We start from the raw sequence: 19,433 nt of genomic DNA, 5'->3' as shown, positions 1-19,433 counted from the left end.
ATCAGAAATCGGATAGCCGGCACATCGCCTCGAAGGGCCGGCCATTTCGGCCTGATCCTCGCGGCCTGTGGGGATCACCCGAATCCCCTTGTTCCTCAACCGGCCCTCATCCAGGAATTATTGCGAGTGCGGCCGCGACTCAGCCGGATTCCTCGCTGAGCAGTGCGTACGCCGTCGCGATGAACGTGTCCCGGAGGCGGATACGGCGGGTGGCCACGGCCACCACCGCCGTGTGTGTGGCCGGCCGGAAGCCGAGGAAGGCCTGCTGGCCGGTGGTGGCGCCCGCGTGGAAGTACAACGGGCCCTGCGGCGAGGGGTGTTGGAACCAGGTGAGGGTGTGGGTGTGGCGGTGGCCCAGCCCACGGCGGAGTACGGGGCGGCGGACCGCGTGGAGGGCGGTCTCCAGCGGGGTGCCGGACGGATCCAGGTGTGCTTCCAGGTAGGTCAGGAGGTCGCTGGGGGTCGCGCGCACGGCGCCTGCGGGCTGGAAGCCGCCCATGACCAGACCCGGTACGGGAGTGACGCCGTTCGGGCGGTGCCCCGTGGCGTCGGCGCCCGGCCGGCCCGGGGCCGGTCCGCCCGTATCCGCGCCGCCGGCGCACGGGCCGTCGGCGCACGGCCCGTCAGCGCCCGCGCCGGGTGTGCCCTCCGGGTGCAGGCGGGTGTCGGTCAGGCCGAGCGGGGCCAGGACGTGGTGGGTGATCAGCTCCTCCCACGGGGTGGCCGTCGCGGCGGCGAGGGTGTGGCCCAGGACCGAGGCGCCGAAGTTGGAGTAGTGCCAGCGGGTGCCCGGGCGGTGGCGTGGCCGGGTGCGGAGGTAGGCGGCCACGACGCGTTCGGCCGGGTAGCCCCCGTACGGGTCGGTCGACCAGCGCCGGACCGCCTGCGGGTAGAAGTCGGCCGGCAGCGCGGGCAGCCCGGCGGTGTGCGTGATCAGGTGCCGCAGGGTCGCCGGGTTCCTGGGGGCGGTGTCCGGCGTCCGGCCCGGCGCCAGGTGGTGGGCGGCCACGTCGTCGTACAAGAGGCGGCCGGTGCCTACGAGTTCCGCGAGGAGGAGGCCGGTGAACGTCTTCGACGCCGAGCCGATCTCGTACCGCTGCTGGTCGCGCGGGACGGCCGGCGGAGGGGCGCTGCCCCCGCAGTGGACCGTGCGGTGGCCACGGTGGCTCACCGCGATGACGATGCCCGGGGTGTCGACGGCCTGCGCGGCGGCGGCCAGGCGGGCGGCGATGCCGGTCCGTGTCCGCGTCCGTGTCCGTGTCCGTGTCCGCATCTGTGACTGTGTCTGTGTCTCCGTCGCCTCCGTCTCAGGTCCCGGCCCCGGTTCCGTTCCTGTCATGAAGGGGCCGGTGCGGTCAGGTCCGCCATGGCTCGGGAGAGCGCCAGCGCGGAGGCGAACGCGGCCACCAGGGTCGGGTGGTAGACGAGATCGAAGACGTACTCCGCGTCGCCCTCGGGCATCGGGCCCCGTACCGGCATCGCACCGTCGGGCTGCTGGGCGGCCGCGAAGCCGCGCCAGGCCGCCGGGTCCAGCGTCGGTTGCGGCAAGCAGGCGTCCACGACGAGCAGTTCGCCGAGCAGGTCCCACCGCCCGAGGTCGAGCCAGTCGTCCAGCCAGACCGGCAGCCAGAGGGCCAGATAGTCGGCGACGGCAGGGGGCAGACCGGAGGGATTCTCACCCCAGTCGGTCAGGTGGAAGACCGTGTGCGTGATGTCGTAGCCGATGTGGCCCTCCACCGTCCACGGCTCCGGGCGGTGCGCGAGCCAGGTGCGGGCGGCGGCCTCGTCCTCCGGCACGGCGGGCGGGAGACCGAAGCGGCGCTCCATGGCGGAGAGCCCGAGCCGGCGGACCGGCAGCACTTCCAGCACCTGCCGGCTGACGAGCCGGTGGTTGAGCCGGGCGGCGGCCTCGACCTGCGGGTTGCTGTAGCCGAGCTCCTTGAACGGTACGTAGACCTCGAAGGGCACCGGCGACAGCGGTTCATGGGTCTGGCCCTCGGCGAGCCTGGCCCCGGACTCCAGCAGTTCGTGCCAGGCGTGGTCCAGCAGCTTGTGCGCGGTCGTGGCCTGCTTCGAGCCCGCGACGCCCTCGCGGAAGATGACCTTCCCGATGAGGGCCAGCTCGCCGAGCGGCTTGAAGCGGTCCAGCGCGCCGGTCTCCGGGTCCGGGTCGTCCTCCAGGCGGAAGCCGTCGCGGTGGGCGTACAGCCACTCCAGGGCGCGTGATCCGACCTCGTGGATCTGCCGGATGCCGGTGGCGGTGGCTGCTCCCGGGCCTGTGCCTGTACTGCCCGGGCCTGTGCCCGTGCCGGTACCGGCTGCCGCGTCTGCTGTCTGCTCGCCGTCGTTCATGCGGCGCCTCCGTCCGGTGGGCCGGCCGGGCTGTGCCGGGCCAGGGTCAGCGCGGCCGCGAAGGCCGTGACCAGCGTCGAGTGGTAGCAGTTCAGGAACTCACGCGGAGCCTCGCGGGCATCGGCATCGGCATCGGCATCGGCATCGGCTGCGGCTCCCGGCTCGCCGGCCTGGTGCCCTCCCCCGCCCCGTACGAGCGGCGGGCCCGTCTCGGGGACGGCGCCCGTGCCGTCCTGTACGGCGGCGAGCACCGGCCAGCAGGTCTCCACCAGCTCCACCGGCGGCGGGCCCGGCAGACAGGCGGCGACGGCGAGCAGCTCGCCGCCCAGGTCCCACTGGCCGTTCTCGAAGCAGCCGTCGATCCACGCCGGGAGCCAGGTGCCGAGATACCCGGCGACGTCGTACGGCATCCGCTGCGGGGCGTTGCCCCAGTCCGTGAGGTGGAACACCACATGCGTCAGCGCGTACCCGGAAGCGCGCTCGAAGGCCCACGGCTCGGGCAGCCCGCCGAGCCAGGTGCGGCGCAGCACCGGGTCCGCCGCCGTATGCGCGGGAACGCCGATCCGCCGCTCGGAGTTGAGCAGCCCCAGCTCGCGGTTGGCGTGCTGCTCGGTGAGCGCCCAGCCCCGGGTGGCGGCGACGACGGAGGCGAGGCGTTCGAAGCCCTCGTGGCGCAGCCCTTCGCCCGCGAAGGCCGCGTAGATCTCGAAGGGATACGTGGCGAACGGCTCGTTACGGGCCAGGTCGAGGAGCAGCTCCCCCTCGCGGACCTGCTCCCAGGCGAACCGTACGAGAGCGGCAGCCGCCGCACGGTGCGGGTCGTCGGGGTGGGTGCGGCGGCGGACCGTGGTGCACAGCTGCGCCAGTTCGCCCAGGGGCTTCATGGTGCGGTTGACGTCGGTGTGGGGTTCGAGGACGTCGTCGGGCAGCACGAAGCCGGAGCGGTTGTCCCGCACCCAGTCCAGGGCGGCGCCCGCGACACCGTGCACAAGTCCGGGGCCCAGGGGCTGTGTTCGCGGGGTTCCCGCTTCCGGGGCCGCCGTCACCGCGCCTGTCCCGACCTGATCAGTCCGGCCGCGCGCAGATGAAGGGCCACCCGGGGGTCCTGACCGCCCATGAGCTGGACGAAGTCCAGGCCGGCGGCCAGGCCCAGGGTGTCGGGCACCCTGTCGAGCGTGGCGAGCCAGCGGCCGGCCCGGGCCGTCTGGAGCCAGTCGCGGCGCCGTACGGCACGGACGAATCCGCGGGCCACGTCGGCCGGCCGGTGGCTCGCGACCCGGTTGACCGCCGAGGCGGAAGCGGGCCGGGCGAGCGGGGCGAGTACGGAGAGCTGGTGGGTGAACGCCTGCCAGGGGGCCTGTTCGAGCCACGCGGTATCGGGTTCCAGCACCGCGTCGTCCATCCGGGGCGTGCCGAGCGCCGACGCCATCGCCCAGTGGCTCCAGGCGGACGCCGCCGGGGCGCCCGCGCGCGGCGGGAAGTCGATCACGGCACGCTGCAGCACCGCCATGTCACCGGGGTGCGGATCACGTCCGTACAGCAGGCTCGGCAGCAGCAGATCGGCCCCGATGACCCTGACCGCGGCGATCCCGGTTCTGTCGTCCTCGCCGATTCCGGCGGCGCCGCAGACCGTGGAGAGGTGGTCTTCGCTCTGCAGAGCGAAGACCACCTCGGATGCCAGGTCACGCACAGCCCCCGCGATGCGGGAGGACGCACTTGACTGGTCCATGTGCGACTGCTTACGCCTTCTTCGGGCGCGGAGTCGGCGGCGAGAGCAGCAACGCGCCCGATCCGCCGATCAGCGCCAGGCTCGCGCACTCACGCGAGTCGCGGAAGACGCCTTCGGCCTCGCCCGGGTTGAGCGCGGCCTCGACGTCCTCGTCGAGGTCGGTTGCCAGGCGGTCCGTCACCGGTTCAGTGGAGTACATGAGGCTTCCCATCCGTATAGGGGGATTTGTGCCTTGCGGTCTCCGTCAAACCCAGGAACCGGACGCACGCAAAGGGAGCCAGGAATCCCGATCCTCCAGGCTTCAATTGAATGGTGAACGGCGGGGTGACCATGGGGTTCGCAGGCGGTGTTCACAGGCACTCACGGGGGAATCCCAGCGACGGCCCGCAGCCCGGCGAGGGGGCTGGCGCATGACCTCGTAGTGCGCATTCCCCCTATGGCCGTCCACCGGCGGGCCATTCGCCGCCCGGCCCCGTGTCGGCCCGTCCGGCCCCGGGGCCCCTGCGACCCGCAACAGCGCGCCTTCCGTACACCGGACCCCGCCCTGCCGGACGCCCCGGCGGACCCGTACGAGATCGCCGTCCCGGCCGAGCCGGGGGCCGGGCAGGGGGCCGAGCAGGGCCAGTGCCGCGCGGTGGCCGGGCGGAGGAGAGCATCCGGCAGCGCGGCGCGCCATGAACTCCCGCCAGAACGGGCCGAGTTCGGTCATGAACCCAGTCCCGCAGTGCCGGAATCCACCCCTCACCCCCGCCGGAACACCAGAGCCCCGCGGTCCCATTTCGGGGCAGACAGAACGGTACTGACGGGCAGTCATTCCGGGCGAACAGGGGCGAGCGCACACCATCACGGCACTTGACGTGACGCTTGGTCCAGGCCACTATCCAATTGGTCTGGACCAAGCACATGGCCGAGCACATGGCCTGCACGTGGCGGCTCGGTCCCCTATCGGCACGCCAGGAAGGCCCGGCTGACCTTGCCCAGCACACCAAGCAGTGAACTGACGCACCTCGCCTACAAGATCCTCCAGCCTGGCTTCAAGGGCACCGAGGCACCGGACTGGCTGCTCCGCCGGATCGGTGAGGGACTGTCCAGCGTTGTCCTCTTCTCGCGCAACATCGCCAACCCGGGTCAGCTGATCCGGCTCACCCGGCAACTGCGCGCGGAGAACCCGGACCTCATCATCGCCATCGACGAGGAGGCCGGCGACGTCACCAGGATCGAGTCGCTGACCGGCAGCACCCGCCCGGGGAATCTGGCGCTGGGCGCGATCGACGACACGGACCTGACCGAAGCGGTCGGCCGGGACATCGGCCACGAGCTGCACTCCGCCGGCATCAGCCTGACCTACGCACCCAGTGCGGACGTCAACTCGAATCCGAACAACCCGGTCATCGGCGTCAGGTCGTTCGGCTCGACCCCGGATCTGGTGGCCCGGCACACCGGTGCCTGGATCCGCGGTCTCCAGTCCGCCGGAGTGGCCGCCTGCGCCAAGCACTTCCCCGGCCACGGCGACACCGCGGTGGACTCCCATCTCGGGCTGCCCCGCTACGACGCGACCGCCGAAGACGTCAGGGAGCAGGCGCTTCCGCCGTTCCACGCGGCCATGGAGAGCGGTGTACGGGCCGTCATGAGCGGCCATCTGCTGGTACCGGCCTACGACGCCGACCTCCCCGCCACGCTGAGCCCGCGCCTCCTCGTCGACCTGCTGCGCAAGGAGATGGGCTTCGACGGCCTGGTCATCACGGACGCCATCGAGATGGGGGCCGTCAGCGGTCTCTACGGTATCGACGGCGCCACGGTGCGGGCGGTGGCGGGCGGCGCCGACGCGGTGTGCGTCGGCGGCGAGAGCGCCGACCCGGAGGTGGTCGGCCTGCTGAGCGCGGCCCTGGTGTCCGCCGTCCACAACGGTGAGCTGTCCGAGGAGCGGCTGAGAGAAGCGGCCGCACGCGTCGAGGAGTTCTCGGCCTGGTCCAACGGCATCTTCCACGCCACGCAGCCGCACCGGATCAAGTCCGACATCGGCTTCGCGGCCGCCCGGCGGGCGCTGCGCCTGACCCCGGCGGACGGCGGGCCCCTGCCGCTCGACACGGCACCGCACGTCGTGGAGCTCATCCCGTCGATGAACCTCGCCATCGCCAAGGAGACGCCCTGGGGCGTCGCGGCCCCGCTGCGCGAGCGGCTGGCCGGAACGACCTCCGTCGGGATCCACGAGGAGGACGTGACAGCGGATCTGACCGTACTCGACCAGTACGCGCTGGACCCCGCCACCGAACGGCCGCTGGTCGTCGTGGTCCGGGACGCCTGCAGGCACACCTGGATGACGGACTCCCTCAAGTACCTGCTGACCGCGCGGCCCGACTCCGTCGTGATCGAGATGGGCCTGCCGGCCTCCGCGACCCAGGGCGCGGTGCACATCACGACCTACGGAGCCACCACCGCGTCGGGCGTGGCCGCGGCCGAGGTACTGGCCGGCTGACCGCACCCGGCGGACCGCACCTGGCGGACCGCACCACCGGACCACACCCACCGGCCGGCACCGCCCCGGAAGACCCACATCTGGAAGCCCCCCCGGCGAATTCCAGGGGGCGGCACCCCACTCACCACCTCCCACCCGCACACCCGGCACCCACCGCACCGCGGGACCGCATCCCGCCGTGCGGTGCGGGCCCGGAGCGCGTACGCGGCAACGCCGCCGCATCCGCCGTCGCACGGGTGAACTCCCCCACCCCGCAGCCGTCCCGCCGGACCCACGGTCCGCCGACGGCATCCTTCCGCGGCCCGGCCCGGCCCATGATTCCGCCGCGCGTGACGCGCCGCCGGACGGCCGCGCCCGAACTTTCCGGCCAGAACGAGAAGCAGAACCAGAACCAGCACCTTCATATCTGGAGTGGTTGCATGTCGACGTCCGACCCCTACCTGTATCGAGCCGCATCGGACCTCCCCTATTTCAGTACGGACGGGGAGATGTACCTGGCGCAGACCCCGTTGCGGGACATCAAGAAGTCGCAGCCGCTGCGCGTGCTGTCGGAAGAGGACTTCGCCTTCTGGCAGACCTACGGCTACGTCGTCGTGAAAGAGGCGATACCGGCTGCCGCGGCGCAGCGCCTGCTGGACTTCACCTGGGACTTCCAGGGCCTCGATCCGGACCGGCCCGACACCTGGTACGCGGACCGGAACTTCCGGTCGGACCTGGACCGTGAACTGCACATCTACGGTTTCGTGGAGGCGTACCACCACCAGCTCATCTGGGACAGCCGCCAGGCGCAGCGCGTCCATGACGCGTTCGCCGACGTGTGGGACTGCGAGGAGCTGTGGGTCACCCTGGACCGGCTCAATCTGAACCCGCCCAACATCAAGAACCGTGACCGCGCGCTGATCGCGCCCACGGACGAGGGGTTCGACATCGAGCTCCACTGGGACGTCGACACCACGCTCAGCGTGCTGCCCCAGCGCGTCCAGGGCATCATCGCGCTGAACGACACCGACCCGGAGCGGGGCGGATTCCAGTGCTCGCCCGAGCTGTTCCGCCAGTTCGACCGGTGGCGGATCGCGCAGCCCGACGGCCGGGATCCGATCAGGCCGGGCACCGACCGCGCGGAGTTCCCCGTCGTGCAGCCGGAACTGAAGGCGGGCGATCTGCTGATCTGGAACGGCCTGCTCGCCCACGGTGTGGCGCGCAACATCTCGCAGAGCGGCGTACGCGCCGTCCAGTACCTCTCGATGATGCCCGCGCTGGAGTCCCACCAGGAGATGCGGAAGTCCCGGATCGAATCCTGGCGCACCCTCTCCACCCCGGACTGGAACAAGACGCTGGTCGGCGACGCGGACCGGCACGAATCCCTCAGGTACGGCGCCGCCGAACTGAGCGACCTCGGCGCGAAGCTCCTGGGACTCGAATCCTGGGGCGGCCGGAACGCCGAGCGGTTTACCGGAGAACTGACATGCACCGAATCTGTCTGACCCTTCCCACCAACAGGGCGTGCGCCGCGACGATTTCGGCCATGCGTGCCGAGGCGCAGTACGCGGCCGCGCACTTCGACGTCGAAGTGCACCTGCTGATCCTGGACTCTTCGGACGAGCGGGATTTCGCCGAGCACGCGGAAGTCGCCGGCGAGGCCACCGGAACACCGAACGTGATCGTGCACCACCTGGACGAAGCGGAACAGCGGTCGTTACTGCGGCGGTTGATCAGCCTCGCCGATGTGGCCAAGCCCGATCTGCTGCTCGACCTCATGCTGCCTTCCGAGGTCTCGTACGGCGCCTGCACGAACCGCGCCTTCCTGATCGCGGCCGCGCTCGGCTGCGCATCACTGCACCGCAGGGACTCGGACAGCACCTATCAGACGCTGAACGGCGTGCCGCTGTTCCCCGTCCACCACGAGCTGATGTCGCTCGGGAAACGCGCGATCGACACGGTGGACAACGTGTCCGACACCCGCCTCGACCCCGCCCACGCACAGCGGACGGTGTCCCTGGTGGGCAGCTCCTTCGTGGGCGAACTGTCCGTGGACATCAGTGAGATCCAACAGCTCGACCCCGCCGTCTACCACGACGTCGTCAGCCTGTGGGCCCCGCGTACGTGGTCGGACGAGGCCAGGGAACAGCTGGTCGCCGAGGCGTTCAAGGGCGCGGGCACCGACCCGTTCACGTACGATCACTCGGCCGTCGGCCTGGTCGATCCCATGCGGGTGGACATGTGCAACATCAGCTTCCACCGCGACGTGTACGAGAGCGTGCCGCTGCCGCCCGCGACCGACACCATCGGCAGCGACTACTTCCTGATGCACCTGGTCCACGACGCCGGACTGCCCGGCGTCCTGCACAACCGCCACATCGTGAACTTCTACACCGGGGAACGGCGCACCGACGCCGGATTCATGGCGTACCAGCTGCGGTTGGTGAAGTTCTTCCTGTCCATGCTCTATTTCAACTCGGTGTACGAGCGGATGGCGGAGGCCGGCGACTCGCTGCTCGACGACCGGCTGCGGCTGCGTGCCGACATGGTGGCCGAGTTCGCCCGGGAGAGCAGCTGGCTGGACCGGGAGGAGAACGAGGAGCGGCTGCGCAGCCTCGACCGTTCCTACCGGAAACTCGGCGGCCGGTACGCGGAGTTCGCCGACGCGCTGGCGGCACGCGGCGACCGGCTGCTCAACGAGGCCCAGCGGGACATGGAGGACTTCGCGCTGCTGATCCAGGCCTGGGAACCACTGATACGGGTGAGCAGGGAAGCAGGCATCCATGAGCACTAGCCCCCTCAACAACAGCATCGGGCACCTCAACACCCCCCTGCACGAAGCCTTGGCGGCGGCTTCCGACGACCGGATCGTCTACGATCTCGGCGGAATCCGGCAGCAGTACGAGACGCTCACCTGGGAACTGCCGGACATCGCCGTCCGGTTCGCGATGAAGTCCTGCCCGGTGGACGAGGTGCTCGCCTGTCTGGCCGAGCAGGGTGCCGGGTTCGACGCGGCGGGCCCCCACGAGATCGAGCGGGCCATCAGGACCGGCGTGCCGGTCGGCCGGATCCACTACGGCAACACCATCAAGTCCGACCGGAACATCAGCGACGCGCACCGGCTCGGCATCCGGGACTTCGCGACCGACAGCGTGGAGGACGTGGCCGCCATCGCGGCGCACGCCCCCGGCGCACGGGTGTTCTGCAGGCTGGCCACCAGCGGCGAGGGCGCGCTGTGGGGACTCAGCAAGAAGTTCGGCTGCTCGGGCACCGATGCCGTACGGGTACTGGAGACAGCGCGGGCCGCGGGGCTGACGCCTGCCGGTCTTTCCGTGCACGTCGGCTCCCAGCAGATGACGGCCGAGGCCTGGGAGAGCGCGTTCGCGAGCATCGCCGGCGTGCTGGGGGCCCTGCGGGACCGGGGGATCCACCTCGACCACATCAATCTCGGCGGCGGGCTGCCCGCACTCGGATATCTCGACAGCCGGGGCAGGCCGCTGGATCCGCCGCTGGACAAGATCTTCGCGGCGATCCGGGAGGGCACCCGGCACCTGCGGGCGGTCTCCGACACCCCGCTGGACTTCGTCATGGAGCCGGGGCGCCACCTGGTCGCCGACCACGGCGCCATCCGGGCCCATGTGGCGCGGCTGTCCACGCGGGAGCAGCTGAACGGTGAACGTCAGCACTGGCTGTACCTGAGCTGCGGAAAGTTCAACGGCCTGTACGAGATGGACCAGCTCCAGTACCGGCTGGTCTTCCCCTCCCACCCGGGAGCGCCCTCCGTACCGGCCGTGGTCGCGGGACCCACCTGCGACAGCGACGACGCCTACGCCCATGAGCACCGCCTCGTCCAGGTGCCCGAGGCCGTGGCGTCGGGGGACCCGGTCTGGGTCCTCTCGTCCGGCGCCTACGCCACCAGTTACGCGACGCAGGGCTTCAACGGTTTCAGCCCGCTTCCGTACACCGTGATTCGCGGGCTGCCGTCCGGTGCCCGGAACGCGGCTGCCGGGACACCGGCCACCGGGACAGCCACGGAGGATCTGCCGTAATGGGCCAGGACGTTCAGATACGGAACATCACCGCCGACGACTGGAACGGCATCGCGGCGCTGGAAGCCAGTACGTACACCGACAGCGCCCTCTCGGAGGGCCGGGCCGCGCTGGAGTCCCGGGCCCGCCCCTCGCCCGCCACCTGCTTCGTGCTGCGCCTCGACCGGCAGATCGCGGGCTATCTGCTGGCCCTGCCCTACCCGCTGTTCCAGTACCCCGACCTGAACCGGGCGGAGAGGACCGTCTTCCACTCGCCCAACCTGCATCTGCACGATCTCGTCATCGCCGAACACCTCCGTGGCAGAGGGCTGGCGAAGCGTCTGCTGCACCGCCTCACGGCGACCGCCAGGTCGAAGACGCACGAACGCATCTCCCTCATCTCCGTCGCGGGCAGCGAGACCTTCTGGTCGGCGAACGGATACGCGGCCCATCGCGACATCGCACTCCCGGGGAGTTACGGGACGAACGCGGTGTACATGTCCAAGGCGGTATGAAATGACCCACCAAGACGTCGGAACCGAGCCGGTCATCGAACCGGTCACCGATTCGGTCATCGAGCCGAGTCCGGCCGGCCCTGCCGCCACCACCGCCATCACCGCCGGAGCCCGGCGGCGGCCGCTCGACCTGATCCGGGTGCGCGATCCGTTCCGCCGGGCGCAAGTGGCGATCGCCGCGCTGTTCTGCTTCCTGGGCTTCCAGTACGGCACCTGGGCATCGCGGCTGCCCACCCTCAAGGCGCAACTCCATCTGACCGAGGCGGAACTGGGCCTGCTGCTGATGGCCTGCGGTGCGGGTGCGGCGGTCTCGTTCCCGCTCGTCACCGTACTGATGAGGCGTCTGGGCTCCCGCCGCCTCGCCTCGCTGTCCGCGCTCTGCCTCGGACTGCTCCTGCTGGCGCTTGCCGCGGTGCCGGACTATCCGGTCGCCGTGGTCATCGTGGGCTGCGACGGAATCGCCGTCGGCTGTCTGAACGTGGCCATGAACGCGCAGGGAGCCGCGCTCGAAACCGCGTACGGGCGTACGGCCATGGCCAAACTGCACGCGACGTTCAGCGCCGGGTCGCTGGGCGCGGCGCTGCTGGCGTCAGGCATGAACACGGTGACCCCATCGCTGGCAGCCCACTTCGGTGTGGCGGCCGTGGTCCTGCTCCTGCTGGTCGGGTTCGCCCAGACCGGGCTGCTGACGGAGGACCAGCAACCGGAGGGCAGACAGCCGGAGAGCCGTCAGCCGGAGAAGAAGAAGGCGACGGCCCGCCGCCGGCTGTCCGTACCGTCGCGGATGACGCTGTGGATGGGGTGCGCGATGGCGTTCGGCACCGTGACCGAGGGCGCCATGAACGACTGGTCGGCGCTCTATATGAAGGACGTGCTCAAGGCGGCGGCTTCGGTGGCCCCGCTGGGCATCGCCGTCGTCTCGGTCATGATGGTGCTGGCCCGTGTCTTCGCCGACGGTTGGCGCACCCGCTGGGGCGACGGGCGGATCGTGCTGACCGGCAGCGTGCTGGCGGGCGCGGGCCTCGCGGTCGCCCTGCTGGCCGGCGGGGTGGTACCGGCGCTCATCGGGTTCGCCTGTGTCGGCCTGGGGGTGGCGGCCGTGACGCCCTGCGTGTACGTCGCCGCCGCGCGGCAGGGCCCGGAGGCGCTGGCGCTGGTCGCCGCGATGGGGACCGTCGGACTGCTGGCCGGACCGGCGGTGATCGGTTTCATCGCGAACGCCGGCGGCCTGGTGTGGGGCATGGGCGCGGTGGCGGCCGCGGCCCTCCTGGTCTCCGTGTGCGCGACCCGGATCCGCTGGGTGCCGGTGGCCGAGAACTGACGGCGGGGGCCGGGTGGTTACGTCACCCGGCCCCCGCGACAGCCCGGCGGTCGCGCGCTCGCCGGTGGTCGCGTCAGCCGGCGGTCACGGCCGCCGACAGTCGCGTCAGCCGGTGGGCAGTTTCTCGGACGGGCAGCCGGAGAGGACCCGCTTCATCGCGTTCTGCTCCGCGCCCGTCACCCACAGCCCGTACTTCTTCTTCACCGCCACCTGCCGTGCGACATAGCCGCACCGCGCCGGCTTGTACGCGGGCAGCCAGGTCGCCGTGTCACCGTCACCCTTGCTGCGGTTGGTGGAGGAGTCGACGGCCAGCAGGTTCAGCGGGTCGTTCGCGAGGGCGGTCCGCTTGGCCTTGTCCCACTGCTGCGCGCCCTTCTGCCAGGCGTCGGAGAGTGCCACGACATGGTCTATGTCGACCTTGCTGTGCCCGCGTACGAACTTGATCGTCGTCCCGGTGTAGGGGTCCTCGACCAGCGTTCCCGAAGTGACCTGGCAGTCACCGCTCTTGTACCGGATGTCCCGGAGATCGCGCTTGAGCACGTCGTCCCGGGTCGGGCAGTGGTTGTGGTCGGTGTCCGACCACGCGCTGCCGAACTCCTTGCGCGCGTAACCGGTCTTGGGCGCACGCCCCTTGACGGTCAGGGCGTCGGCGGCGGCGAGCGCGGAGCCGTGCGGCGCCTTCCCCGCGGACCCGGACGAACCGGAGGAGCCGTCGCCGGCCTTGCAGCCGCCGAGGGCGAGTGCGGTGGCGACGGCCACAACTGCGGGGAGGGCGGAGCGCGTACGTATCAAGGAGAGCCGTCCTGGCGGATTGGGGTCGGGACCGCACAATCCTAATTACGCCCGGCCGGCCCCGGCAGCCCCCTGCTGCTCGCCCTCGGTGTCGATGTGCGGCAGCACCCGGTCGAGCCGGCGCGGCGTCCACCACGCGCTCCTGCCGAGCAGGGTCATCACGGCCGGGACCAGCAGCAGCCGGACGACCGTGGCGTCGATGAGGACGCTGACAGCCAGTCCGAGACCGAGCATCTTGACCACGATGTTGTCGCTGAGGAGGAACGCGGCGAACACACTGACCATGATGAGCGCCGCGCAGCTGATGACACGTGCCGTGATCTCCAGGCCGTGCGCGACGCTGCCCCTGCTGTCGCGGGTGCGCACCCAGGCCTCGTGCACCCGGGAGAGCAGGAAGACCTCGTAGTCCATGGAGAGCCCGAAGACGATGGCGAACATCATCATCGGGACGTAGCTCTCGATCGGCACCGTCCCGTGGACGCCCAGCGAGGGGCCGCCCCACCCCCACTGGAAGACGGCGACGACCACCCCGTAGGACGCCGCGATGGACAGGAGGTTGAGCACGGCGGCCTTGAGCGCCACGAGGAGCCCGCGGAACACCGCCAGGATGATGACGAAGGCGACCGCGACGACAACTCCGATGATGAGCGGGAGGCGGGCGGCGATGATGTCGAGGAAGTCCTGCTGGGCCGCGGTCGTGCCGGTCACATAGGTCGTGGCGGCGGTCCCGGCCACCGCGTTGGGCAGGATGGTGTTCTTGAGGTTCTTGAACAGCGTGCTGGTTCCGGCGTCCTGCGGTGAGGTGCGGGAGACCGCCGTACCCGTCAGCACCTGGCCGTCGCTGGTAGGCATGAGGCTGCTGACGCTCGCCGCGCCAGGGACGTCGGTGAGCGCCTTCTTGAGGCTGTCCGCCAGCGCGGACCGGTCGCTCGACGGCACTTTGCTCTGGTCGACGACGAGGGTCAGCGGGCCGTTGGCGCCGGGTCCGAACCCGCTGGCGATCAGGTCGTACGCGCGCCGGTCCGTGAAGCTGGTGGGGTCGGCGCCGTCGCCGATGTGGCCGAGCCGGATGGAGAACAGGGGAATCGCCAGCACCCCGGCGATCACCACTCCGGTCACCAGGAACCACCACGGGCGGCGCTCCACGCGCTGCGCGTAGCGGTGCCAGCCGCCTCCCTTGCCCCCGGACCCCGCGGACTCCGGTGCCGGTTCTGCCCCGGGTACAGCGAGGCCCTCGGCGACCGGCTTCCGTACGTGGAGGCGGTCGATCCGGCATCCCGCGAGCCCGAGCAGCGCCGGTACGAGGGTGACCGCGCCGATCACCGCGGTGACGACCGTGACGGCGGACGCGACCCCGAGTTTGCCGATGAAGCTGACCTGCGACACATACAGCCCGGCCAGCGCGACGATGACCGTGCAGCCGGAGACCAGGACGGCCCGGCCGCTGGTGGCGACCGCCCGCCCCGCCGCGGTGACCGGGTCGGCGCCGTCGATGAGCTGCTGCCGGTGACGGGTGATCAGGAACAGTGCGTAGTCGATCCCGACGCCGAGCCCGATCATCGTGGCGAGGGTCGGCGAGACACTGGCGAAGGTGAACGCGGCGGCGAGCAGCGCCAGGCAGCTCAGCCCGACGACGACGCTGATCAGCGCGGTGACGAGCGGGATCCCCGCGGCGATGACGCTGCCGAAGCCGATGAGCAGGACGACCACGGCCACCGCGAACCCGATGCCCTCGCTGGTCAGATCGGTGGCCTTGGGCCGGGCCAGCTCCCCGAGCGGCCCGCCGTACTCGACCTCGACGCCCGCGGCCCGCAGCGGCTGCACCGCGGAGTCCACGCCGTGGAGGTACGACGTCCCGAACGAGGTGGGGTTCGCGGTGAAGCGGACAGTGATGTAGCCGGTCTTCCCGTCGGACGACAGCGCACCGGTGGGCGGCGACGAGGGCGAGGCGGGCAGCGGGTTCACCGCCGACAGGACGTGCGGGAGCTTCTGCAGCGAGCTGACGGTCTGGTCGATCTGGCTCTGGAAGCCGGTCAGGGACTTCTGCCCGTCGTGCAGCACCACCTGCGCGCCGATCCCGCCCGCCGCCGGGTCGTGGTGGCTGAGCACCTCGGCGCCGTTGTTCGACTGCGTACCCGGCAGCGAGAAGTCGTCCGAGTACGTGCCGCCGAAGCTGCTCTGGAGGGCGTGGAGCACGCCGAGTACGACCAGCCAGGCCACGATGACGATGACGAAATGGCGGGCGCACCACGTACCGAGCCGGTACAGCCGGCCCCTCCGGGCCCCGGCGCCCGGCGCCGCTGTCGCCCCCGTGTCCGTACCGTTCTGCGCGCTCATACGTTCCCCTGGAGGGTGCGGAGATCCGACAGCAGAGATAAATGCGGCGATTATAGCTTTTTAGGGCTCAATGACCGCTTTGCCTGACTGTCGGGCGCGTCCCGCCCGGGGGAACGGGCCTCACGACCCCAGGATCGACGCCAGGAACTCCCCGGTCCACGACAGGAGTTCGCGGCCCACCACCGGCTTGCCGCCGATCTTCCCGGCCGTCGGGCGCGGCACCAGGATCTGGTGGGCCGCCGCCTTGATGACCGTACGGGGATAGAGCCGCTTGAGGCGCAGCTCCTGGGACTCCCTCAGCTCCACCGGCGCGAACCGGATGTTGGGGCCCTGGAGGACGATCTCGCCGACCCCGCAGGCCCGCGCCAGCATCCGCAGCCCCGCCACGAGGAGCAGGTTCTCGACCTGCTCGGGCAGCTTGCCGTACCGGTCGGTGAGTTCCTCGCGTACCGCCCTGATGTCCTCGTCCGTGGTCGCGGACGCGATCGAGCGGTACGCCTGGAGGCGCAGCCGCTCGCCGGGCGCGTACTCGTGGGGGACGTGCGCGTCGACCGGGAGCTCGATCTTGACCTCCAGCGGCTGCTCCTCCTCGGCTCCCCCGTCGACCGCCGTACGGTAGTCGGCCACCGCCTCGCCCACCATCCGGATGTACAGGTCGAAGCCGACGCCCGCGATATGGCCGGACTGCTCGCCGCCGAGCATGTTGCCCGCGCCGCGGATCTCCAGGTCCTTCATCGCGACGTACATGCCCGCGCCCATCTCGGTGTGCTGGGCGATCGTCGCGAGCCGCTCGTGCGCGGTCTCGGTGAGCGGCTTCTCCGGCGGGTACAGGAAGTACGCGTACCCGCGGTCGCGGCCACGGCCGACCCGGCCGCGCAGCTGGTGCAGCTGGGAGAGGCCGAAGTTGTCGCCGCGCTCCACGATCAGTGTGTTGGCGTTCGCGATGTCGATCCCGGACTCCACGATCGTCGTGGAGACCAGCACGTCGAACTTCTTCTCCCAGAAGTCGACCACGACCTGTTCGAGGGCGCTCTCGCCCATCTGCCCGTGCGCGGTCTGGATGCGCGCCTCCGGGACGATCTCGCGCAGCCGGGCGGCGGCACGGTCGATCGAGTCGACCCGGTTGTGGATGTAGAAGACCTGCCCCTCGCGCAGCAGTTCACGTCGGACGGCCGCGCCGATCTGCTTCTCCTCGTACGGGCCGACGAAGGTCAGCACCGGGTGCCGCTCCTCCGGGGGCGTCGTGATGGTCGACATCTCGCGGATGCCGGTCACGGCCATTTCGAGCGTACGGGGGATGGGCGTCGCGGACATCGTCAGGACGTCGACGTTGGCGCGCAGCTTCTTCAGCTGCTCCTTGTGCTCGACACCGAACCGCTGCTCCTCGTCCACGATGACCAGGCCCAGGTCCTTGAACTTCGTCTCCGACGAGAAGAGCCGGTGCGTACCGATGACCATGTCGACCGAGCCGTCCCGCAGGCCCTCCAGGGTCGCCTTCGCCTCGGTGTCCGACTGGAAACGGCTCAGCGCCCTGACGACCACCGGGAACTGCGCGTACCGCTCGGTGAACGTGCCGAAGTGCTGCTGTACGAGGAGGGTGGTCGGCACGAGGACCGCCACCTGCTTGCCGTCCTGGACGGCCTTGAAGGCGGCGCGCACCGCGATCTCGGTCTTGCCGTACCCGACGTCGCCGCAGATCAGCCGGTCCATCGGGACCGTCTTCTCCATGTCCTCCTTGACCTCGGCGATGGTGGAGAGCTGGTCGGGCGTCTCCACGTACGGGAAGGCGTCCTCCAGCTCGCGCTGCCACGGGGTGTCCTGGGCGAAGGAGTGGCCGGGCGCCGCCATCCGCGCCGAGTAGAGCTTGATGAGGTCCCCGGCGATCTCCTTGACCGCCTTCTTGGCGCGCGCCTTGGTCTTCGTCCAGTCGGAGCCGCCGAGCCGGTGCAGCGTGGGGGCCTCGCCGCCCACGTACTTGGTGACCTGCTCCAGCTGGTCGGTGGGGATGTACAGCCGGTCCCCCGGCTGGCCGCGCTTGGCCGGGGCGTACTCGACCAGCAGATACTCACGGGTCGCACCCTGCACCGTGCGCTGCACCATCTCGATGTAGCGGCCCACGCCGTGCTGCTCGTGGACGATGAAGTCGCCCGTCACCAGCGTCAGCGGGTCGATGGACTTCCGGCGCCTGACCGGCATCCGGCCCAGGTCCTTGGACGTGGTGCGCTGTCCGGTGAGGTCGGTCTCGGAGAGCACCGCGAGCTTGATCGCCGGGTCGATGAACCCGTGGTCGACGGAGCCGCACGAGACGTGCACGACCGAGGGCGTCAGCTCGGCCAGGTCCGCGTCGAGCCGGGCGGCGATGCCCTCGCCGCTCAGGACCTCGACCGTACGGCTCGCGGGGCCGTGCCCCTCGGTGAGATACACCGTGCGCCAGCCGTCGGCGATCCAGCCCTTGGTGTCGGCGAGGGCCCGCGCGGTGTCGCCGCGGTACGTCTCCGGGGCGTGCATCCCCAGCTTGATCGTGTCGTCGGCGATGTCCTCGTCCGCGGCGAACGGGCTCACCGCCCACCACATCATGCCCAGCTCCCGCGCCCGGTCCCGGACGTCGGCGATACCCCGGAGCGAGGCGGCGCCCACATCGATGGGCGCGTCCCCTCCACCTGCGGTGGCCGCCCACGACGCCTGCAGGAACTCCTGCGAGGTCGCCACCAGGTCCGCCGCCCGGCTGCGGACCCGCTCCGGGTCGCAGACCACGGCCATCGAACCGGCGGGGAGCACATCGATCAGCAGCTCCATGTCGTCGACCAGAACCGGAGCCAGGGACTCCATGCCCTCGACTGCGATCCCCTCGGCGATCTTGTCGAGCAGCTCGCCCAGCTCGGGGTGGGCCAGCGCCAGCGCGGCCGCCCGCTCCCGTACGTCGTCGGTCAGCAGCAGCTCGCGGCAGGGCGGCGCCCACAGCCCGTGCTCGGCGATCTCCAGGGAGCGCTGGTCCGCGACCTTGAAGTAACGGATCTCCTCGACCTCGTCACCCCAGAACTCCACCCGGAGGGGGTGCTCCTCGGTCGGCGGGAACACATCGAGGATGCCGCCCCTGACGGCGAACTCGCCGCGCTTCTCGACCAGTTCCACCCGCGCGTACGCGGCGGCCGCCAGCGCCTCGGTGATCTCGCCCAGATCGGTGGACGAACCTTGGCGCAGAGCCACCGGCTCCAGGTCGCCGAGCCCCTTGACCTGTGGCTGGAGTACGGACCTGATCGGCGCGACGACCACGCTGACCGGACCGGCGGACGGGTCGTCGGCGCTCGGGTGCGCCAGCCTGCGCAGCACCGCGATCCGCCGCCCCACCGTGTCGGACCGGGGCGAGAGCCGCTCGTGCGGCAGCGTCTCCCAGGACGGGTACTCCACCACCGCGTCCTCCTGGTCCGCGGGGAAGAGCGAACGCAGCGCGGCGGCCAGGTCCTCGGCCTCGCGGCCGGTGGCGGTGACCGCCAGCACCGTGCGGCGGGTCTCGCGAGCCAGCGCGGCGACGGCGAAGGGCCTGGCGGCGGGCGGGCCGACCAGGTCGACATGCATCCGGTGCCCGTCGCCGGCGGCCTTCACCGCTTCGGCGAGCGCGGGGTCCGAGATGGCGGCATCGAGCAGACCGTGCAGGCTCATGAAGAACGCTTTCCGTCCGGTGGATCCGGAAATCAGATGGTGGCGGGCAGGGGCGGGCTGGCATCGGGCGGGGGTGGTGCGGGTGGTTCAGGTGGTGCGGTGTACAACGCGAAGGGCCCGACACGTCTTACGGGCCGGGGGCTCTCCAGCGTACGACCTCACGAAGAAGTCGGCGTCCCATGTCAACCGGACCGGCCTCCTCGTCGTATTCATCCATGAGACCTGTCCACGTCTGAGATCTGTC

The 19,433-nt window shown here is 70.8% G+C and carries 14 protein-coding genes; 6 read left to right on the top strand and 8 right to left on the bottom strand.

Annotated elements, in window-relative coordinates:
- Window positions 1-139 precede the first annotated feature (139 nt).
- The 5 genes from OG210_RS19175 to OG210_RS19155 form a co-directional block, all read right to left on the bottom strand.
- On the bottom strand, window positions 140-1,273 hold the full coding sequence (locus OG210_RS19175) for a serine hydrolase domain-containing protein (protein ID WP_371537852.1): 1,134 nt from the start codon (window positions 1,271-1,273) through the stop codon (window positions 140-142).
- 62 nt (window positions 1,274-1,335) lie between these two features.
- Window positions 1,336-2,352: a hypothetical protein gene (locus OG210_RS19170; protein WP_371537848.1), complete on the bottom strand. Its 1,017-nt coding sequence runs from the start codon at window positions 2,350-2,352 to the stop codon at window positions 1,336-1,338.
- Window positions 2,349-3,398, bottom strand: a complete 1,050-nt coding sequence (locus OG210_RS19165; protein WP_371537845.1) for a hypothetical protein — start codon at window positions 3,396-3,398, stop codon at window positions 2,349-2,351. The genes OG210_RS19170 and OG210_RS19165 overlap by 4 nt, the downstream gene beginning before the upstream one ends.
- Complete coding sequence (locus OG210_RS19160) at window positions 3,395-4,081, bottom strand: hypothetical protein (RefSeq protein ID WP_371537842.1); 687 nt, start codon at window positions 4,079-4,081, stop codon at window positions 3,395-3,397. Before OG210_RS19160 ends, OG210_RS19165 begins: the two co-directional genes overlap by 4 nt.
- A 10-nt stretch (window positions 4,082-4,091) precedes the next feature.
- Entirely contained in the window at window positions 4,092-4,280 is a 189-nt protein-coding gene (locus tag OG210_RS19155; protein ID WP_328327335.1) for a hypothetical protein, read from the bottom strand.
- Between the two features lie 774 nt (window positions 4,281-5,054).
- On the opposite strand from OG210_RS19155, the gene OG210_RS19150 reads away from it, so the two are divergent.
- The 6 genes from OG210_RS19150 (at window position 5,055) to OG210_RS19125 (ending at window position 12,400) form a co-directional block, all read left to right on the top strand.
- Window positions 5,055-6,557, top strand: coding sequence for a glycoside hydrolase family 3 protein (locus tag OG210_RS19150; RefSeq protein ID WP_328327336.1), 1,503 nt, complete (start codon window positions 5,055-5,057; stop codon window positions 6,555-6,557).
- 419 nt (window positions 6,558-6,976) lie between these two features.
- A complete protein-coding gene (locus OG210_RS19145; RefSeq protein ID WP_328327338.1) occupies window positions 6,977-8,041 on the top strand; it encodes a phytanoyl-CoA dioxygenase family protein in 1,065 nt (354 codons plus the stop codon).
- The gene (locus OG210_RS19140) at window positions 8,023-9,330 is read left to right on the top strand and encodes a DUF6271 family protein (protein WP_328327340.1); all 1,308 of its coding nucleotides are present in this window, start codon (window positions 8,023-8,025) and stop codon (window positions 9,328-9,330) included. Before OG210_RS19145 ends, OG210_RS19140 begins: the two co-directional genes overlap by 19 nt.
- Entirely contained in the window at window positions 9,320-10,585 is a 1,266-nt protein-coding gene (locus tag OG210_RS19135; protein WP_328327342.1) for a type III PLP-dependent enzyme, read from the top strand. The genes OG210_RS19140 and OG210_RS19135 overlap by 11 nt, the downstream gene beginning before the upstream one ends.
- Window positions 10,585-11,079 carry a GNAT family N-acetyltransferase gene (locus tag OG210_RS19130; RefSeq protein WP_328327344.1) on the top strand — a complete coding sequence of 165 codons (495 nt, stop codon included), beginning with the start codon at window positions 10,585-10,587 and terminating at the stop codon, window positions 11,077-11,079. Before OG210_RS19135 ends, OG210_RS19130 begins: the two co-directional genes overlap by 1 nt.
- A 130-nt stretch (window positions 11,080-11,209) precedes the next feature.
- Window positions 11,210-12,400, top strand: a complete 1,191-nt coding sequence (locus OG210_RS19125; RefSeq protein ID WP_328335458.1) for an MFS transporter — start codon at window positions 11,210-11,212, stop codon at window positions 12,398-12,400.
- A gap of 105 nt (window positions 12,401-12,505) precedes the next feature.
- Here the strand turns inward: OG210_RS19125 and OG210_RS19120 are convergent, their stop codons facing one another.
- The 3 genes from OG210_RS19120 to mfd form a co-directional block, all read right to left on the bottom strand.
- Complete coding sequence (locus OG210_RS19120; RefSeq protein ID WP_371537837.1) at window positions 12,506-13,192, bottom strand: HNH endonuclease family protein; 687 nt, start codon at window positions 13,190-13,192, stop codon at window positions 12,506-12,508.
- Between the two features lie 45 nt (window positions 13,193-13,237).
- The gene (locus tag OG210_RS19115; protein WP_328327348.1) at window positions 13,238-15,529 is read right to left on the bottom strand and encodes an MMPL family transporter; all 2,292 of its coding nucleotides are present in this window, start codon (window positions 15,527-15,529) and stop codon (window positions 13,238-13,240) included.
- Between the two features lie 120 nt (window positions 15,530-15,649).
- Window positions 15,650-19,189, bottom strand: coding sequence for a transcription-repair coupling factor (gene mfd, locus OG210_RS19110; protein ID WP_328327350.1), 3,540 nt, complete (start codon window positions 19,187-19,189; stop codon window positions 15,650-15,652).
- Between the last annotated feature and the right edge of the window lie 244 nt (window positions 19,190-19,433).

Origin of the sequence: Streptomyces sp. NBC_00466, from assembly GCF_041433995.1 — a bacterium.
GTDB lineage: Bacteria > Actinomycetota > Actinomycetes > Streptomycetales > Streptomycetaceae > Streptomyces.
This window is presented reverse-complemented; position numbering and strand designations above follow the sequence as displayed.

Bases quoted from the DNA above. Each gene is read 5' to 3' on its own strand.
- OG210_RS19170 (WP_371537848.1), bottom strand. From the start codon at position 2,352: ATGAACGACGGCGAGCAGACAGCAGACGCGGCAGCCGGTACCGGCACG.
- OG210_RS19115 (WP_328327348.1), bottom strand. From the start codon at position 15,529: ATGAGCGCGCAGAACGGTACGGACACGGGGGCGACAGCGGCGCCGGGC.
- OG210_RS19160 (WP_371537842.1), bottom strand. From the start codon at position 4,081: ATGGACCAGTCAAGTGCGTCCTCCCGCATCGCGGGGGCTGTGCGTGAC.
- OG210_RS19140 (WP_328327340.1), top strand. From the start codon at position 8,023: ATGCACCGAATCTGTCTGACCCTTCCCACCAACAGGGCGTGCGCCGCG.
- OG210_RS19135 (WP_328327342.1), top strand. From the start codon at position 9,320: ATGAGCACTAGCCCCCTCAACAACAGCATCGGGCACCTCAACACCCCC.
- OG210_RS19145 (WP_328327338.1), top strand. From the start codon at position 6,977: ATGTCGACGTCCGACCCCTACCTGTATCGAGCCGCATCGGACCTCCCC.
- OG210_RS19155 (WP_328327335.1), bottom strand. From the start codon at position 4,280: ATGTACTCCACTGAACCGGTGACGGACCGCCTGGCAACCGACCTCGAC.
- mfd (WP_328327350.1), bottom strand. From the start codon at position 19,189: ATGAGCCTGCACGGTCTGCTCGATGCCGCCATCTCGGACCCCGCGCTC.
- OG210_RS19175 (WP_371537852.1), bottom strand. From the start codon at position 1,273: ATGCGGACACGGACACGGACACGGACGCGGACACGGACCGGCATCGCC.
- OG210_RS19130 (WP_328327344.1), top strand. From the start codon at position 10,585: ATGGGCCAGGACGTTCAGATACGGAACATCACCGCCGACGACTGGAAC.